The following is a 15,224-nucleotide window of genomic DNA, read 5'->3' as shown; positions in this document are numbered from 1 at the left end:
TACTATGTCATTGATAAATTTATCTGGTGCGTGGTTGTCGTTCAGTGATGCACCATTACTTGATAATGCAGAATTGCATATAGAAGAAAATGAAAGGGTTTGTCTGGTTGGCCGTAACGGTGCTGGAAAATCTACTTTGTTACGGGTATTAGCAAAAGAGCAGCCGTTGGATGATGGTCAGGTTATTTACGAACAGGATCTGGTTGTCGCCCGCTTACAGCAGGATCCCCCCCGTAATATAGAAGGGACGGTTTTTGATTTTGTTGCCGAAGGCGTTCAGGAGCAGGCCGAATATATTAAATCTTTTCATCTGGTCTCCCGCTTGGTGGAGCAGGATCCAAATGAGAAAAACCTTAACCGCCTGGCAGAATTGCAGGAGGTGCTGGATATTCGTGGGTTATGGTCACTGGATAGCCGCATTAATGACGTATTGAAACAGCTCTCTTTACCTGCGGAAGCGAAGCTCTCTTCTCTTTCAGGTGGTTGGTTGCGTAAGGCAGCATTGGGAAGGGCGTTGGTTAGTTTGCCAAAAGTCTTGCTTCTTGATGAACCAACTAACCACTTGGATATTGATACGATTGAATGGCTAGAGAATTTCCTGAAAGATTTTCAGGGTAGCCTTGTTTTCATTTCTCATGACCGTTCATTTATTCGCAATATGGCAACCCGTATCGTCGATTTGGATCGGGGTAAGTTAGTATCGTGGCCGGGTAATTACGATAAGTTTCTTGAAGGCAAAGAAGACGCGTTGCGTGTGGAAGAGATGCAAAATGCTGAATTTGATCGTAAGTTGGCTCAGGAAGAAGTGTGGATACGCCAGGGGATTAAAGCGCGTCGTACTCGTAATGAAGGGCGTGTCAGGGCATTGAAGGCATTACGTATTGAGCGTTCACAACGCCGTGAAGTAATGGGAACCGCTAAAATACAGATGGGAGAAGCGAGTCGTTCCGGCAAAATTGTCTTTGAACTGGAAAATGTTAATTATCAAATTGGTGAAAGGAAACTGGTCAATAATTTCAGTGTGCAAATTCAGCGTGGGGATAAGATTGCACTGGTAGGACCAAATGGTTGTGGCAAAACAACTTTACTGAAACTGATGTTAGGTGAGCTGCAATCTGATAGTGGCCGTGTTCATTGTGGTACTAAACTAGAAATTGCTTATTTTGATCAGCATCGGATAGCACTTGATCCGGAAAGAACCGTAATGGATAACCTAGCTGAAGGTAAACAGGAAGTGATGGTGAATGGTCGTCCTCGTCATGTTCTGGGTTATTTGCAGGATTTTCTGTTTCATCCCAAACGGGCAATGACACCTGTTAAAGCGCTTTCTGGTGGTGAAAGGAACCGATTGTTACTAGCGCGTCTATTCCTGAAACCCAGTAATTTGTTGGTACTTGATGAGCCAACCAACGATCTGGATGTGGAAACATTAGAGTTGCTGGAGGAGCTGGTAGACAATTATACAGGTACTGTATTGCTGGTGAGTCATGATCGTCAATTTGTTGATAACTCCGTGACAGAATGTTGGATTTTTGAAGGTAATGGTGCGATCAATAATTATGTTGGTGGTTATTACGATGCTCAGCAACAGCGCGAACAGGTTGTATCGTTGCGCCAGCAAAATAAGAAAAAACTTCAAACGGAAGTTAAAGTAGAAAAGATTAAGGAACCGCCAAAAAATTCTCGTAACAAAATGAGTTACCATTTATTACGAGAGTTAGAGCAATTACCATCATTGTTGGAGAAACTGGAAGAAGAGCTTGATCAGTTACAATCTCAAGTGAGTGATCCTGACTTTTTTAATCAGCCTCATGTAATAACCCAAAAAATATTGACTGAACTGTCTCAAAAAGAGCAAGCATTAGAAGCGGCTTTTGATCGCTGGCAGGAATTGGAAACATTGAAAACAGTTAATAGTTAACATAATTAGCAGAATCATACCGCGAAATTCTTCTGAGTATGATTCTGTGGATATTCCCGATTTCCTTAACAGGGAGAAAGATCTTGTGTTCCGGTAACCATCATCATGAAATGGTATTGTGCCCTCAATGTGATTTGCTGGTGACATTGCCAGAATGGGTTCAGGGAACGAAGGCAGTTTGTCCTCGTTGTAAGACGACATTAGTCACATGGTGGAAAGAACCTAAACATCAGCCAACAGGTTATGCAGTCAGTGCATTATTTATGCTGTTAATGGCTTGCCTGTTTCCGTTTGTCAGCATGAGTGTGGCGGGAATTGGCAGTGAAATTACTTTATCTCAAATCCCTCAGGTGATGTTTAATGAAAATTACGTCAGTGTGGGAACATTCTTTTTGCTCTGTGTTCAACTGGTGCCTGCGTTTTGTATGGTAGCGGTTATTCTCTTGTGCCAGGGTGTTGTTACTTCTCAGAAGATAAAAGTCTGGTTGGCCAGGGTTTTATTCCAGATGAAAAGCTGGTGTATGGTTGAAATCTTTCTAGCAGGGGTGTTAGTCAGCTTCGTTAAGTTAATGGCTTATGGTGATATTGGGTTAGGTTTAAGTTTTTTGCCATATTGTCTGTTCTGTCTTCTCCAGGTGAGAGCATTTCAATGTCTGGATCGCCACTGGTTATGGAATCAGATAACCCTCGCACCTAGGGTGAATATACCGTTACAGGCAGGAAGATCGGGGTTAGTGCAGGGTGTTCGATTATGCCAGTGTTGTACGGCTATTTTACCGGCAGACCAATTGGTATGTACACGTTGTTATACTCGTGGGCATGCCCGTCGTCGCAACAGTCTACAATGGACAATGGCACTGATAGTGACAGCTTTAATGCTGTATATTCCTGCTAATATTATGCCAATGATGGTGACAGAATCGTTAGGTAATCGGAGTGACTCCACTATTATGGCTGGAGTGATATTACTATGGAGTGTAGGTTCGTACCCGGTCGCTTTAGTCATTTTTATTGCTAGTATTATGGTGCCATCCTTGAAAATGCTGGCAATTAGCTGGTTGTGTTGGGATGCCAAAGGCCACGGTAAACGGGATTCCGCCCGAATGCATTTTATTTATGAAGTTGTCGAATTTGTTGGCCGTTGGTCAATGATTGATGTATTTGTTATCGCAATATTGTCATCACTGGTACGTATGGGGAAATTGATGAGTGTCTACCCTGCTATGGGGGCAGTTATTTTTACTTTAGTTGTGATCCTGACTATGTTTGCGGCAATGACATTTGATCCGCGTTTAATTTGGGATAGGGCCAACGTTAAACATTCGTTATAAGGCAATGAAGGGGTGTCAAGGTGACGGATAAAGTTGAAGACCAGAGTCAGGCTAAAATCGATAAAATTAAAAGTTGGTCGCCAGTCTGGATTGTACCGATTGTGACAGTGCTTATAGGTGCTTGGATATTGTTTTACCATTTCAACCACCAAGGGCCGGAAGTGACGTTGATTACCTTCAACGCGGAGGGCATTGAAGCCGGAAAAACTAAAATTAAAAGCCGTAGTGTGGATGTCGGCGTGGTTGAGAGGGTCATGCTGAGTGATGATCTTAGTCAAGTTATTATTAAGGCTCGGCTGAATGATGGCATGGAAAATCTATTGTGTAGTGACAGCGCTTTCTGGGTAGTGAAACCGCAGATTGGCCGTGATGGAATATCTGGTCTTGGTACTCTTCTGTCCGGGGCTTTTATTGAGCTTCAACCGGGAACGAATGGTGATGAAGAAGATGAATTTAATTTGTTGGATTCACCACCATTGGCTTCACCTGATGCAAAAGGTATTCGTGTCATCTTGGTCAGTGATAAAGCGGGTCAGCTCAATCCGGGTGATCCGGTGTTGTTTCGTGGTTATCGGGTTGGTTCTGTTGAAACCAGCGAGTTTGAACCGAAATCTCATCTGATGAGATATCAGCTATTTATTAATGCACCTTATGATGGTTTGTTGACAACCAATGTCCGCTTTTGGAAAGAGAGTGGTATTACCTTTGATATGTCTTCTCAGGGGGTACGTGTTGAAATGGCTTCGTTATCAACGCTGTTTGGTGGTGGTGTCAGTTTTGATGTGCCTAAGGGTTGGGAATTGGGTGAGCCAATTAAAGAAAAAGCCACTTACAAACTTTTTGACAACCAAAGAAGCATTCAGGATTCTTTATATACCGAACATAAAGATTATCTGTTGCTCTTCTCTGATTCTGTTCGAGGGCTACAGCCGGGTGCGCCAGTAGAGTTCCGTGGTATCCGTATGGGGACTGTGGCAAAAGTACCATTCTATTCAGAGGGAATGAGACAGCGGTTAGATAACGATTTTCGTATCCCAGTACTTATCTCCATTGAACCGGAGCGCTTTCAGAAGGAGCTAGGAGAAGGGTTTGATGTTGAGAAAGAGCTGAATAGCATAACTAAACGTGGTCTGCGGGCGTCCCTCAAGTCAGGTAACTTGCTGACAGGGGCACTGTTTATTGATTTGGATTTCTATCCAAATGAAAAAGGGTGGTCCGGTCCGTATGAAATTGCAGGTTATCCGCTATTGCCGACAATCAGTGGTGGCCTTGCTCAAATTCAACATAAGGTTATTGCAGCGTTAGACAAAATTAATAATATGCCGGTTGAGCCAATGTTTAATCAGGCTATTCGCACTTTGGAAGAGAGTCAGAAAGCGATCAGAAAAGCACAACAGACCCTTGATGAATTGAATAAGGTGCTGGCGAATCCTGAAACCAAGGATCTGCCAAAAGATATACAGAAAACATTGCAGGAGTTTAGCCGCAGTATGCAAGGTTTCCAGCCTGGTTCACCGGCTTATAACAAGATGTTGGATAATATGCAGCGATTAGATCAAGTGTTGAGTGAACTGCGACCTGTTCTGAGGACGTTGAATAATAAGAGCAATGCGTTAGTTTTTGAGTCTAAGCCAATTGAAGATCCAGAACCGAAAAAGGCTAAAAAATGATGAGAAGATTGGCATTAATTTTAGTGATTTTTATTTCTGCTTGTAGCCGTCAGCCAGAAAAAACTTACTATCAATTGCCGGTAGTAGCAATAGCATCACAAAAGAGTGCTATTGTGCAGCATGATCGCCAATTATGGGTACAACGGGTTATGTTGTCCGATTATCTGTCCTCCTCCGGTGTGGTGTATCAAAGTAGTGATGTTAGTTATGTCAGTGCGGCGAATCACTTGTGGGCAAGTCCACTTGAACAACAGTTACAGCAAGTGCTGGTAGCTGAGTTAACTATGGCATTGCCTCAGCGTTTAGTTTCTGCTCAACCATTGGTTAATAAGCCAGATACACTAGACGTGACAGTCACCAGTTTTCATGGTCGTTATGATGGTAAGGTGATTTTGCAAGGTTACTGGACATTAACGCATCAGGAGAATGTCGTCAAACAGCCCTTTAATCTGGCGCTAAAACAGGAAGAAGATGGTTACGATGATTTAGTCCGCACATTGGCAAAAGGATGGAGTCAGTTGGCGCAAACTATTGCCAGTCAATTAATTTCCCAATCGTAACCCTCTGTCATTCTCCGAGTGTAAAACTTTTGCACTCGGAGAAAATTGGTATTATCAGTAGGATAAAAATTTCTCTTTATTATTAATACGTTATTGTTTTTTTTGTACTGATATAACAAATATTACATTAATATGAATTTCTTGACTTGATTTTCAAAATTTATAGGGGTATTTCTAAATTGTGGTTGGATGAATGATGACCACTGTTTTCTTTCTACTGATCTAGCTTATGAGGTAAATAAAAGCATGAAGAGACAGAAACGAGATCGTTTAGCACGAGCATTGTCGAGAGGGTACCATGCAGGTATTTTGGGGCGTCCAAGGGAGCATTGTCCCTATTATTCATTAGATGCCCGTTCTCATTGGTTAGGTGGATGGCGTCAGGCGATGGAAGACAGGTCGATGATGGCTTAGTCTGCCAAACTGATGATATAGGTTAGGTGAGAAAGACCTCCATTCCTTATCAACGTGATATATATCCCAAATTTAATCTGACAGTGACTGATTGTTTATACAGATATCTGTCAGATTGAATCCTGTAAGTTTTCTCTGTCCAGATTTCCCTTTGGTTGTGACTAAAGTAAAAATGCCCGTGCTGTGTAAAATAAGTTTTTCCTAGCGTCAATGGCTTACCAACTATTTGTTAAATTATTAAAGCATCGTGTGATGAAACCCTTGATGTATCGCATGTAATAAATCGGTAAGCATTAGCAATGTCAGGATTACAATTCTTTCATGTTGTTGTGCTGTTATTTGAGAATTCGGTAACATGTGAATGAGTGGCCGCTAGGTGACATATCCTATTTAACCTATTCAACATGACGACTGAAATTGCGGCCATTAAGTAATCTATTTGGTAAATACGAGAGAAGATTGTAATTCAATAATTGCAGTAAGATGGGTTTGATAAACATTTATGATGTAATTCAACCCAAAAGAGACGGCTATATTCTTCAATCCCATCGACTGATATGGTTATAGTTTCATGACTTGTATAGGCTGTTTGAAGCAATGATAATAGCGTCGATCCGCCATTAATCGTACATACCCACCTAAATCCTTGGACACGGGTAGGAGTCGCTATTTTTCCATAGCAATCTCCATTTGTGTTAGGCGCTTTTAGCATTTCGACGGTACCGTCAATCCTATCGAGTTTTGCAATGGCAGTTGGTGTAAGAGTCAATGTTATGATTATGAGCAGTATTTTTCTGATGTTCATATAATATTACCTCGGTGTGTTTGTTAATATTAATCATCAATCTTAATTATTATTAATGTTTTTACCTGTTATCAGTATGCTTTGGTGAGCTTGTTTGATATATCAGGTCAATTTGATCATAGCACAATTTGCCAATTGTATACTGATTGGTCAGCGACAATTAGGTGTTTGTCATGCGGATATCCAGGTGTGGATTTGTGTTATTCCTAGTCGAGGTAGGCCAAAGTTAGAACTTGATTTGATTTTTTTCTGTATATACCCTATGGATTTCAAGATGAATCGCGGCGGCAAGGGAGCGAATCCCCGGGAGCATAGATAACGATGTGACCGGGGTGAGTGAGTGCAGTCAACAAAGAGGCAACTTGAAAGATGACGGGTATATACCCAATGGATTTCAAGATGGATCGCGACGGCAAGGGAGCGAATCCCCGGGAGCATAGGTAACTATGTGACCGGGGTGAGTGAGTGCAGCCAACAAAGAGGCAACTTGAAAGATGACGGGTATAGATATTGAATCTTATACTCTGAGATATAACCGGAATTACCTTTGAGCGAGCAAAAATAGCACCAAGTATTTTTTTAAGATATTGGTTACTTGGTGGTGGGCTTTTAGTGAAAAAAGGTGAAAAGCAATTAGCCAGTCACCTTCCTTTTCGATATGTTACTGATTATTGATTAGAAAGCGCTGGTATCTTTAAACAAGCCTACTTTCAAATCCGTTGCCGTATAGATGATTTTTCCATCTACTAACACTTCACCATCAGCCAGTCCCATAATCAATTTACGGTTAATGACACGTTTAAAGTTGATACGGTAAGTGACTTTTTTAGCCGTTGGTAATACTTGGCCGGTGAACTTAACTTCGCCAACGCCAAGGGCACGGCCTTTACCTTTACCACCTAACCAGCCAAGGAAGAATCCAACCAATTGCCACATGGCATCAAGGCCAAGGCAGCCGGGCATTACCGGATCATCAATAAAATGGCAGTCGAAAAACCATAAATTAGGGGTAATATCCAGTTCGGCTTCTATGTAACCTTTATCGTAGGTACCACCGTTTTCTGTCATTTCAATGATGCGATCCATCATTAGCATATTACCAGATGGCAATGGCGGCCCATTTTCTCCGAACAGCTCACTGCGTCCAGATGCGATAAGATCTTCTTTTGTGTAGGATTTACGTTTATCAACCATATTATCAGATAGCCTTATATTTAGTGTAGGGTAAATAATAGAGTACACTTGTACGCTGAACAACTCCGATCAGACATTGTGACTGCTCCCCGCCGTAAAAACGGCGAGGCTTCCCACTTCTCAGGCCGCCACCGTCGATGCAACGGATTTACGCTGGCCTCCGTGGGCAGAAACGACGAGTCCCGCCGCCTGTAATTCCAGTATGCCCTTGTGCTGGATGTTGATCGCCGCGTTGATATCACGATCATGTTCGACACCACAGCAAGGACATTGCCAGATCCGCTTGTTCAGCGGCATTTCCGGCACTTTATGGTGGCAGCAGTGACAGGTTTTCGAACTGGCGAACCATTGATCCAGTTTCACCAGGTGGATGCCTGCCGCTTCCGCTTTGTATTCCAGTTTCGTGATGAATCCGTGCCAGCCTGCATCACCGATAGCGCGAGCCAGCTTGTGATTTTTCATCATGTTGGCCGATTTCAGTGTCTCCACAATTACTGCTTGGTTTTCGTCAACAATTGAACGAGACAGTTTGTGTTGAAAATCGGCACGGGCATTGGCGACCCGTTCATGTACGCATGCAAGCTGTATACGCGCTTTGCGACGATTGGCACTCCCCTTGTTCTTACGGGATAACGCCTTCTGTTTACGCCGCAGGTTGCGGCTGGCATTGATAAGGTGGCGTGGATTAGCCATCTTATCCCCACTGGATTTGATCGCATAGTGAGACAACCCCATATCCAGCCCGGCTACGCGGGTTACCAGAGATGGCTTTACTGGCGCTTCCATGCCGTCATTGCAGAGTATTGAGGCGTAATACTTGCCTGTCGCAGTGCGAGTGATTGTGATGCTTTTCACTTCCCCGTTAATTTCACGATGCAGCCGGGCTTCTACCGGCGGTAATTTCGGTATTTTGATTGCACCGTCAAGCACTTTTACCCCAACACAATGATAGCTGGATTGCTTACCGTGCTTACGTTTAAATGCCGGGAAACGCGCTTTCAACTTCGGATTAAAGAAGTTATCAAACGCGGTATTCAGGTTAATCACCGCCCGCTGCAAGGCGATAGAATCATATTCTTTAAGCCAGGCATATTGACGGGATTTTTTTGCTACTGCCAGCAAAGGCTTCAGGTCTTTACGCGGGTTTAAATTTACGCCGTAACGCTTATAAGCGTGTTTTTTGATGTGCAGCGCCTTGTTGTACGCGAAACGGACCGCACCGAACTGGGCGTTAAGATACTCCGCCTGCTCTGATGTGGGGTAGATGCGGACTTTGGTGGCTCTTAACATATTCAGCGCTCATTGATAAAGTGCATTCATTTTAGCCTGTTTTACAGGCAGATATCCATTCAGCCAGGAGACGTCGCAGTAGCCAGCCCTAAAGCCCTTTGGGCTTTTCGCCTGATATCCCTGCCCGCACTGGGCAAGGGTTTACGGCGGTTTTTGCTAAATTAACCCAACCAGCGAAGAAACCACGGGAATTTAGGTCGTTCCTGATTATTCGCCTGTGTTATACGTTCTTGTATCATAGCTAACAAGTGTGTTTCTTGTTGATCATAATAAGGGATACCTGTCAATAAAGGCAGCGCTTCAGAAACATGTTTTACTGACCATAAATGAAATTTTTGCGCTTTTACCGCATCTACAATGGCTTGATTAAGACATAAATGATGGATGTTCGCTGCTGGTAGGATGACTCCCTGTTGACCAGTTAGCCCTCTGCGGTGGCATACTTCAAAGAAACCTTCGATTTTTTCGTTAATACCACCGATGGGTTGAACATAACCAAATTGATCTACTGCACCTGTGACGGCCAGTTGTTGATCAATGGGTTGCAGGGAAAGAGCACTTATCAATGCGCATAATTCGGCAAGAGAAGCGCTGTCGCCGTCAACTTCACCATAGGACTGTTCAAATACAATAGACGCAGAGAAAGGTTGTGGTTGATCCAATTTTAGCTCGGAAATTAAAAATGCTTGCATAATCATCATGCCTTTCGCATGGATATTGCCACCTAACTCAACTTTGCGTTCAACATCAACAAATTCCCCATCTCCCATATGGGCCACGCAAGTGATACGGGATGGTTCTCCTACTGGATCAGGATGGCCGGGATACTCTAGCACAGATAATCCATTAATTTGACCAATGACCATGCCTTGGGTGCGGATAAGAATTTGGCCTGTGTGAATTTCCTCTAAACCACGTTCAGGCAGATAATTGTGACGCCAGCGGCGATTTTCCTCTGTTTGTTTAATTGATTGAGCTGTAATCTGATTTTCTTTCTGATAGAGTGCCGCAGTAGTCAGTTGCCGTTGTAGCCAGAGAATATCTAAAGGCAGGTGGTGTTGATCTTCTACATGGCGGATTGCTTGTTGGACAAGCTCAGGCCAAGCATTATGACTCAATGGAGGTAATTGCCATTGTTGAATGAGCCCATTGATATAATTGCACCACAGGCTTAAATCCCGCTCATTATGAAATGGCATATCCAGCTCAAATTCGCCATATAGAGCGCTTTTTGCTAATTCAGGTTCTGTAGCCTGAAACTCTTCAAGGCTTAGACGATCTCCAACCAGGATCAGACGTAGCTTTAATGGCATAGAAGGGATAGGTAATGGTAACGGTTTGCTGCCATCCGGAGACAACCATTCAAAGCGTTGCTGAATAATCATCTGCTTCAGACGAACCCACATTAAGGGCTGAGACAGTAGGGTACGTAACGGTAGAATAAGTACACCGCCATTTACCTGATGAATCAGACCGGGTTGTAATTGAATTTCTCCGTTGTGAGAATGGAAGCGGCCAAATAGTTGCTCTGCTTCTATCCATTCACGATAGGCGACGCGTAACTCAGGTGTGAAATAGCCTGCTGTTGATGGTTGCCAGCTAATTTTCTGTTGCTGTATGTGATAATTGCCACCAATTTGGGGAAGTTCTTTCGTGAGTAATGGACGGATAAACTCAGCTAACGCTGACAAATAAATATCACATTCTTCGGCTTTCAATAGCATAAAAGGCTGGCGGGAATCCATCCGGCAAAAAAGCTGTAAACCACTATGTAGCCGTGATTGAACGGCTTCCATGCTGGCGGACGCCTGTTGGGAAGCAGAATGAAAAAGCGCATCATAAGGAACGCAATTCGGCAGTAATGCCTGCCAGTCTAGTTTGTTAGTGGTCAAAGTGATCGCTGTATGTTGTAAAGTAGGAAAGCGTCGATTATACAAGATTAAGATATAAACCAACATGCTTGAATGTTTGCTATTGTAGGCACTTCATGTAAAAAATAATTTTTTCAAAAAACAGATATTAATCAATTTGGCTATAAGCAATTTACTAAAATAGTTGTTATGCTTATTTTTAGTTACGCTGTCACTGAGAAAGTAAGATGAAATATCAACAACTGGAAAATTTGGAATGTGGCTGGAAGTGGGCTTATCTGATGAAAAAACATCAAGAAGGCGAGCCAATTACTAAATATATTGAAAACAGTGCAGCTCATGCAGCCGTTGATAAACTCATTGAACTTGAGAGTGAACCGGTAAGGGTACTGAAATGGATTGAGCAGCATATGAATCCTGATTTATCCAACCGGATGAAACAAACTATCCGCGCTCGGCGTAAACGGCATTTTAATGCGGAACATCAGCATACTCGCAAGAAATCCATCGACTTAGATTTTCCTGTGTGGCATCGCTTATCTGCACTTTCTCAGCGACGGGGCAATACACTGTCTGAAACTATTATCCAGTTAATTGAAGATGCTGAGCGGAAAGAAAAGTATGCCAATCAGATGTCCAGCTTGAAACACGACTTGGAAGCTATTCTGGGTAAGAAAGAGTAATTTCAGTTGTGATAGGCTGGTATAGGTTGGTATCGCAACCAGCTCCTTAATAAGTTTGATATAAAATTTCACTATCGGTAAAAGAAAACCCCATCTGACAATGGGGCTTTCTGAGCTTTTGATGATTAATTATAACCAAGAAAGGCTATTATTGAGCAGATTGTGCTTGAGTAACAACCTCTTTAGTACCTTGAATTTCGATCTCTACACGACGATCTGGTGCCAGGCAGTTGATTAGGTTAGGTTTGCGAACTTTATCACAAGTAGAACCAGTGACTGGGTTTGCTTTACCGTGACCTTCCGCGCTGATGCTGCCGGCAGGGATACCTTTAGATACCAGATAGTCAACTACGCTTTGAGCGCGTTTCTGAGAAAGTTTCTGATTGTAAACATCTTTACCGATACGGTCAGTGTAGCCTAAAACCAGTACTTTGCCCTGATTTGGGTCGATATTTGCTAACTCAGTATAGAGTTGATCCAGATTGTGCTTACCTTCGGCTTTCAGCTCAGAACTTGCAAATTCGAACAGCACATCAGAACGCAGGGTAAAACGTTTATTTTCAACAACGGGTGCTGGAGCTGGTGTTGGAGCAACAATCGGAGCTGGAGCAACAATTGGGGCTGCTGCTTCATCTTGGCCGAAGCGGTAAGAAACACCTACGCTCAACAGACCGTTATCAGGACGTGCACCTACTGAACCTGCATCCCCGACATTGTTAACCCACTGGTAATCCAGACGAGTAGCCCAGTCTTTAGTTATCGCATACTCAACACCGATAGCTGCCAGTGGAGAAACACCGGTGTCATGATTTTTCCGGTGAGTATTGGTTGCGCTGTAAGTTGCTTTGGAGTCTGCCCGCCAAACCATACCACCCAGGCGAGTATAGATATCCAAGTCATCCATAATTGGATAGCTCAGTTTGGTTGCCATTTGGAAACCGTGGGCTTTGAAGGCACCATTATTGACGCTGCCTTTGTAAGACATACGACCTAACCAGTCGTAACCTATTTCAAAACCTAGGTACGGATTGGCTTGATAACCTAAGAAAGCACCCGCACCCAATTGGTTTTTGTGAGTAGGGCCATTACCGATTGCACTGGTATAACCGTTACCGTAGAAATTCACGTCATGGTATTGGGACCAACCCAACTTACCACCAGTATACCAAGTGTTGTCTTTTGGAGCTGCTTGCGTTGCAGTTGTGAAAGCGGCCACTGCCACTGCTACCGCGATAGCTATCTTTTTCATTTTAACGCCTCGTTATTATCATCACCCAATAGGCAATTGGCTTTGGGAGCCTTTTTACTTACTGCCTACCCCATTAGGCTATTTCATTTGCCATTCTTTGTAATAAAAGCGAACACTGAGTTGTGTTCAAATTCTTCGGTACCGTTATTGTGTGTACGCTTTGAATTTTACGCATTTCCGTGTTCACTATTTATCCGTAAGAATGGCCTGCACTAATTTAATATCTACTAACTACCTATCCCAATAGCGCTATTTTATTTGCCCTTCTTTGCCATAAAGAGCGAACCTGGGCAGTGCTCAGACAAAAGCATTAGCTTTTGAACGCACTTTAGTGCGGCCCGAAGGGCGAGCGAAGCGAGTCATCCTCATGTACTACGTGTACGCTCCAGTTTTTCCGCGCTGTCCGTGTTCACTGTTCATTTATAAGTACGGCCTGCAACAATTACGTCTATTGGGATAGGCTCTAAGATAAGCTGTTGAGCCATATTGATTAAAAAACTCAGTTAGGAATACTGCACTTTCATAAAACCGATGGACTAAAACAATACAAGGGTACTAAGTGCAGTAACCTTTAATGGTGTAAAGTCTACAACGAAGTTAAAAAGTTACAAGTGCCCCTTGATTAATAGAGTAAAAAATTTAAAAGATAATGCATGATTTCAAAAAAACTTTACTATTCTTTACAACTAATCTTACCTTAATTAATTGATTTTAATTGTGATCAATGATTCTTGGTCTGAATTGGTTATTTTGTGTTATGAATATTGCGATAATGCTTGGTTTTGGTCAATGGTAGTGAATGGAGTGGATTTTTAGTAAATTTGATCGCGATTCAGCATGGTTGGTTTCTTTACTTACATCTTGTGGGCGCATAATAAAGCCCAGTGCATTACCTTTTTGTGCCGCAGCCTGTAATCTTACGGTATCTTTTTCCGATAACTTTGGTAGCCAGCCAAGTACCACGCTGTAATTACCACTCGCTAATGCTCTTTCCATTGCCTCTACCGTTGTAATGGAGCTAATGCGATTTAATTGGATAATCTTATCTAAAGGTAATCCAGAGTTAATTAACCATTGGCGACTCAGTTTTTTATGAGGACTAACCCATAGCAACCAGCGGGCTTCATTTCCTGATTGGCGTAACAAAGGTAGCAATATACGATTAATGACCGCTTGGTTATCGCTATATTGGTTATCACTATAAATCAATTCACTCACTATACCTTCTTTACCTTCTTTACCTTCTTTACCTTCTTTACCTTCTTTACCTTCTTTCGCTATACCCTCTCTTTTGGCTGAATTATCTTGTGCAGGTGAAGAGGGTGATAGCCGTTTTTTGGTTGACTGATGTTTAGAAGGGTAAACCCAGGGTGATTGAATGCCCATAATGAACCTCGCCACAATTAACTGTATTAATATACAGTATCTTCATACCAAGCTAAGATCAAGTCTATTTTTTCAAAGAGCTTCGCAAATATTGACTGTAAATGGCTGTAAACTCATTTAACCATTGGCAGATAAAATTGGATTGCGTATGTTTTTAATTGCTTGTTCCTGTTATTTATTTTACTAATAATTGGGACAAATCTATGGATAAGAGATTTATTTGCACAAAACTCATGGAGTGATCTGTATGTTTTTGTCTGAGGTACGTTTTACTCAACTCAAAAATGGTTTTTCTTCGTTTGGGGCATTGACAAGGAAGCCACAGTTTGGTGGTTACAGCCTGTTAGCTGATGGGATTATGTTCGCTATTATTGCTGATGGAGAATTATATTTAAGAGGAAATGGCCATGCTGAAGTATTATTTAAAGCCAGAGGAATGAAAAACTATATTTACTCGAAAAAAGGAGTGCCTGTAACTTTGCGTTATTATCAAGTTGTTGAGTCACTTTGGCAAGATCAAGAGTTGTTATCTCAATATGCGTATTTGGCTTATCATTACTCATTTATTGAAATGGCGGGTAAAAAGAAGATGCCAGAGCGTTTGAAGGATTTGCCTAATCTTGGAATGTCTTTGGAACGTCAGTTATGGAAAGTCGGAATATGTAAAGTTGAAGATTTGCGGTTGTTAGGTGCGAAAGCCAGTTATTTAAAATTGCATCAATATAAAAGAAATTCTAATGTTAGTTTATTACTTGCTTTGGCTGGTGCGATTGAAGGATGTCATTCAGCCGTTTTACCGGTACAGATTCGTAATGATTTATTACGCTGGCACAAGGAATTGGCTTGTTAG

At 42.4% G+C, this 15,224-nt stretch carries 12 protein-coding genes; 7 read left to right on the top strand and 5 right to left on the bottom strand.

What is annotated here, in order from left to right:
- Positions 1-4 precede the first annotated feature (4 nt).
- The 5 genes from CKY02_RS09725 to rmf all read left to right on the top strand — a co-directional run bounded on the left by CKY02_RS09725 (position 5) and on the right by rmf (position 5,896).
- Positions 5-1,921: an ABC transporter ATP-binding protein gene (locus CKY02_RS09725; RefSeq protein ID WP_112895140.1), complete on the top strand. Its 1,917-nt coding sequence runs from the start codon at positions 5-7 to the stop codon at positions 1,919-1,921.
- Positions 1,922-2,004: 83 nt separating this feature from the next.
- A complete protein-coding gene (gene pqiA / locus CKY02_RS09720; protein WP_112895139.1) occupies positions 2,005-3,252 on the top strand; it encodes a membrane integrity-associated transporter subunit PqiA in 1,248 nt (415 codons plus the stop codon).
- A gap of 20 nt (positions 3,253-3,272) precedes the next feature.
- On the top strand, positions 3,273-4,922 hold the full coding sequence (gene pqiB / locus CKY02_RS09715) for an intermembrane transport protein PqiB (protein WP_112895138.1): 1,650 nt from the start codon (positions 3,273-3,275) through the stop codon (positions 4,920-4,922).
- Positions 4,919-5,482: a membrane integrity-associated transporter subunit PqiC gene (gene pqiC, locus CKY02_RS09710; RefSeq protein ID WP_112895137.1), complete on the top strand. Its 564-nt coding sequence runs from the start codon at positions 4,919-4,921 to the stop codon at positions 5,480-5,482. The genes pqiB and pqiC overlap by 4 nt, the downstream gene beginning before the upstream one ends.
- A 246-nt stretch (positions 5,483-5,728) precedes the next feature.
- Entirely contained in the window at positions 5,729-5,896 is a 168-nt protein-coding gene (gene rmf / locus CKY02_RS09705; protein ID WP_112876661.1) for a ribosome modulation factor, read from the top strand.
- 1,480 nt (positions 5,897-7,376) lie between these two features.
- On the opposite strand, the gene fabA is transcribed toward rmf, so the two are convergent.
- From fabA to CKY02_RS09685, 3 genes are all read right to left on the bottom strand, one after another.
- Complete coding sequence (gene fabA / locus CKY02_RS09695) at positions 7,377-7,895, bottom strand: bifunctional 3-hydroxydecanoyl-ACP dehydratase/trans-2-decenoyl-ACP isomerase (RefSeq protein WP_112895135.1); 519 nt, start codon at positions 7,893-7,895, stop codon at positions 7,377-7,379.
- A gap of 120 nt (positions 7,896-8,015) precedes the next feature.
- Positions 8,016-9,185: an RNA-guided endonuclease InsQ/TnpB family protein gene (locus tag CKY02_RS09690; RefSeq protein ID WP_112895134.1), complete on the bottom strand. Its 1,170-nt coding sequence runs from the start codon at positions 9,183-9,185 to the stop codon at positions 8,016-8,018.
- 161 nt (positions 9,186-9,346) lie between these two features.
- Entirely contained in the window at positions 9,347-11,077 is a 1,731-nt protein-coding gene (locus CKY02_RS09685) for an AAA family ATPase (protein ID WP_112895178.1), read from the bottom strand.
- Positions 11,078-11,283: 206 nt separating this feature from the next.
- On the opposite strand from CKY02_RS09685, the gene matP reads away from it, so the two are divergent.
- Complete coding sequence (matP, locus tag CKY02_RS09680; RefSeq protein WP_112876522.1) at positions 11,284-11,739, top strand: macrodomain Ter protein MatP; 456 nt, start codon at positions 11,284-11,286, stop codon at positions 11,737-11,739.
- 148 nt (positions 11,740-11,887) lie between these two features.
- Here the strand turns inward: matP and ompA are convergent, their stop codons facing one another.
- Together ompA and sulA are read right to left on the bottom strand one after the other, a co-directional pair.
- Entirely contained in the window at positions 11,888-12,988 is a 1,101-nt protein-coding gene (gene ompA / locus CKY02_RS09675) for a porin OmpA (RefSeq protein ID WP_112895133.1), read from the bottom strand.
- 786 nt (positions 12,989-13,774) lie between these two features.
- The gene (sulA, locus tag CKY02_RS09670; RefSeq protein ID WP_112895132.1) at positions 13,775-14,374 is read right to left on the bottom strand and encodes an SOS-induced cell division inhibitor SulA; all 600 of its coding nucleotides are present in this window, start codon (positions 14,372-14,374) and stop codon (positions 13,775-13,777) included.
- Positions 14,375-14,621: 247 nt separating this feature from the next.
- Between sulA and CKY02_RS09665 the strand changes: the two genes are divergently transcribed.
- Entirely contained in the window at positions 14,622-15,224 is a 603-nt protein-coding gene (locus CKY02_RS09665; RefSeq protein WP_112877856.1) for a TfoX/Sxy family DNA transformation protein, read from the top strand.

Origin of the sequence: Photorhabdus bodei (assembly GCF_003287735.1) — a bacterium.
Classification (GTDB): domain Bacteria; phylum Pseudomonadota; class Gammaproteobacteria; order Enterobacterales; family Enterobacteriaceae; genus Photorhabdus; species Photorhabdus kayaii.
Note: the sequence above shows the minus strand (reverse complement) of the source record. Positions and strands in the feature narration are given on the sequence as shown.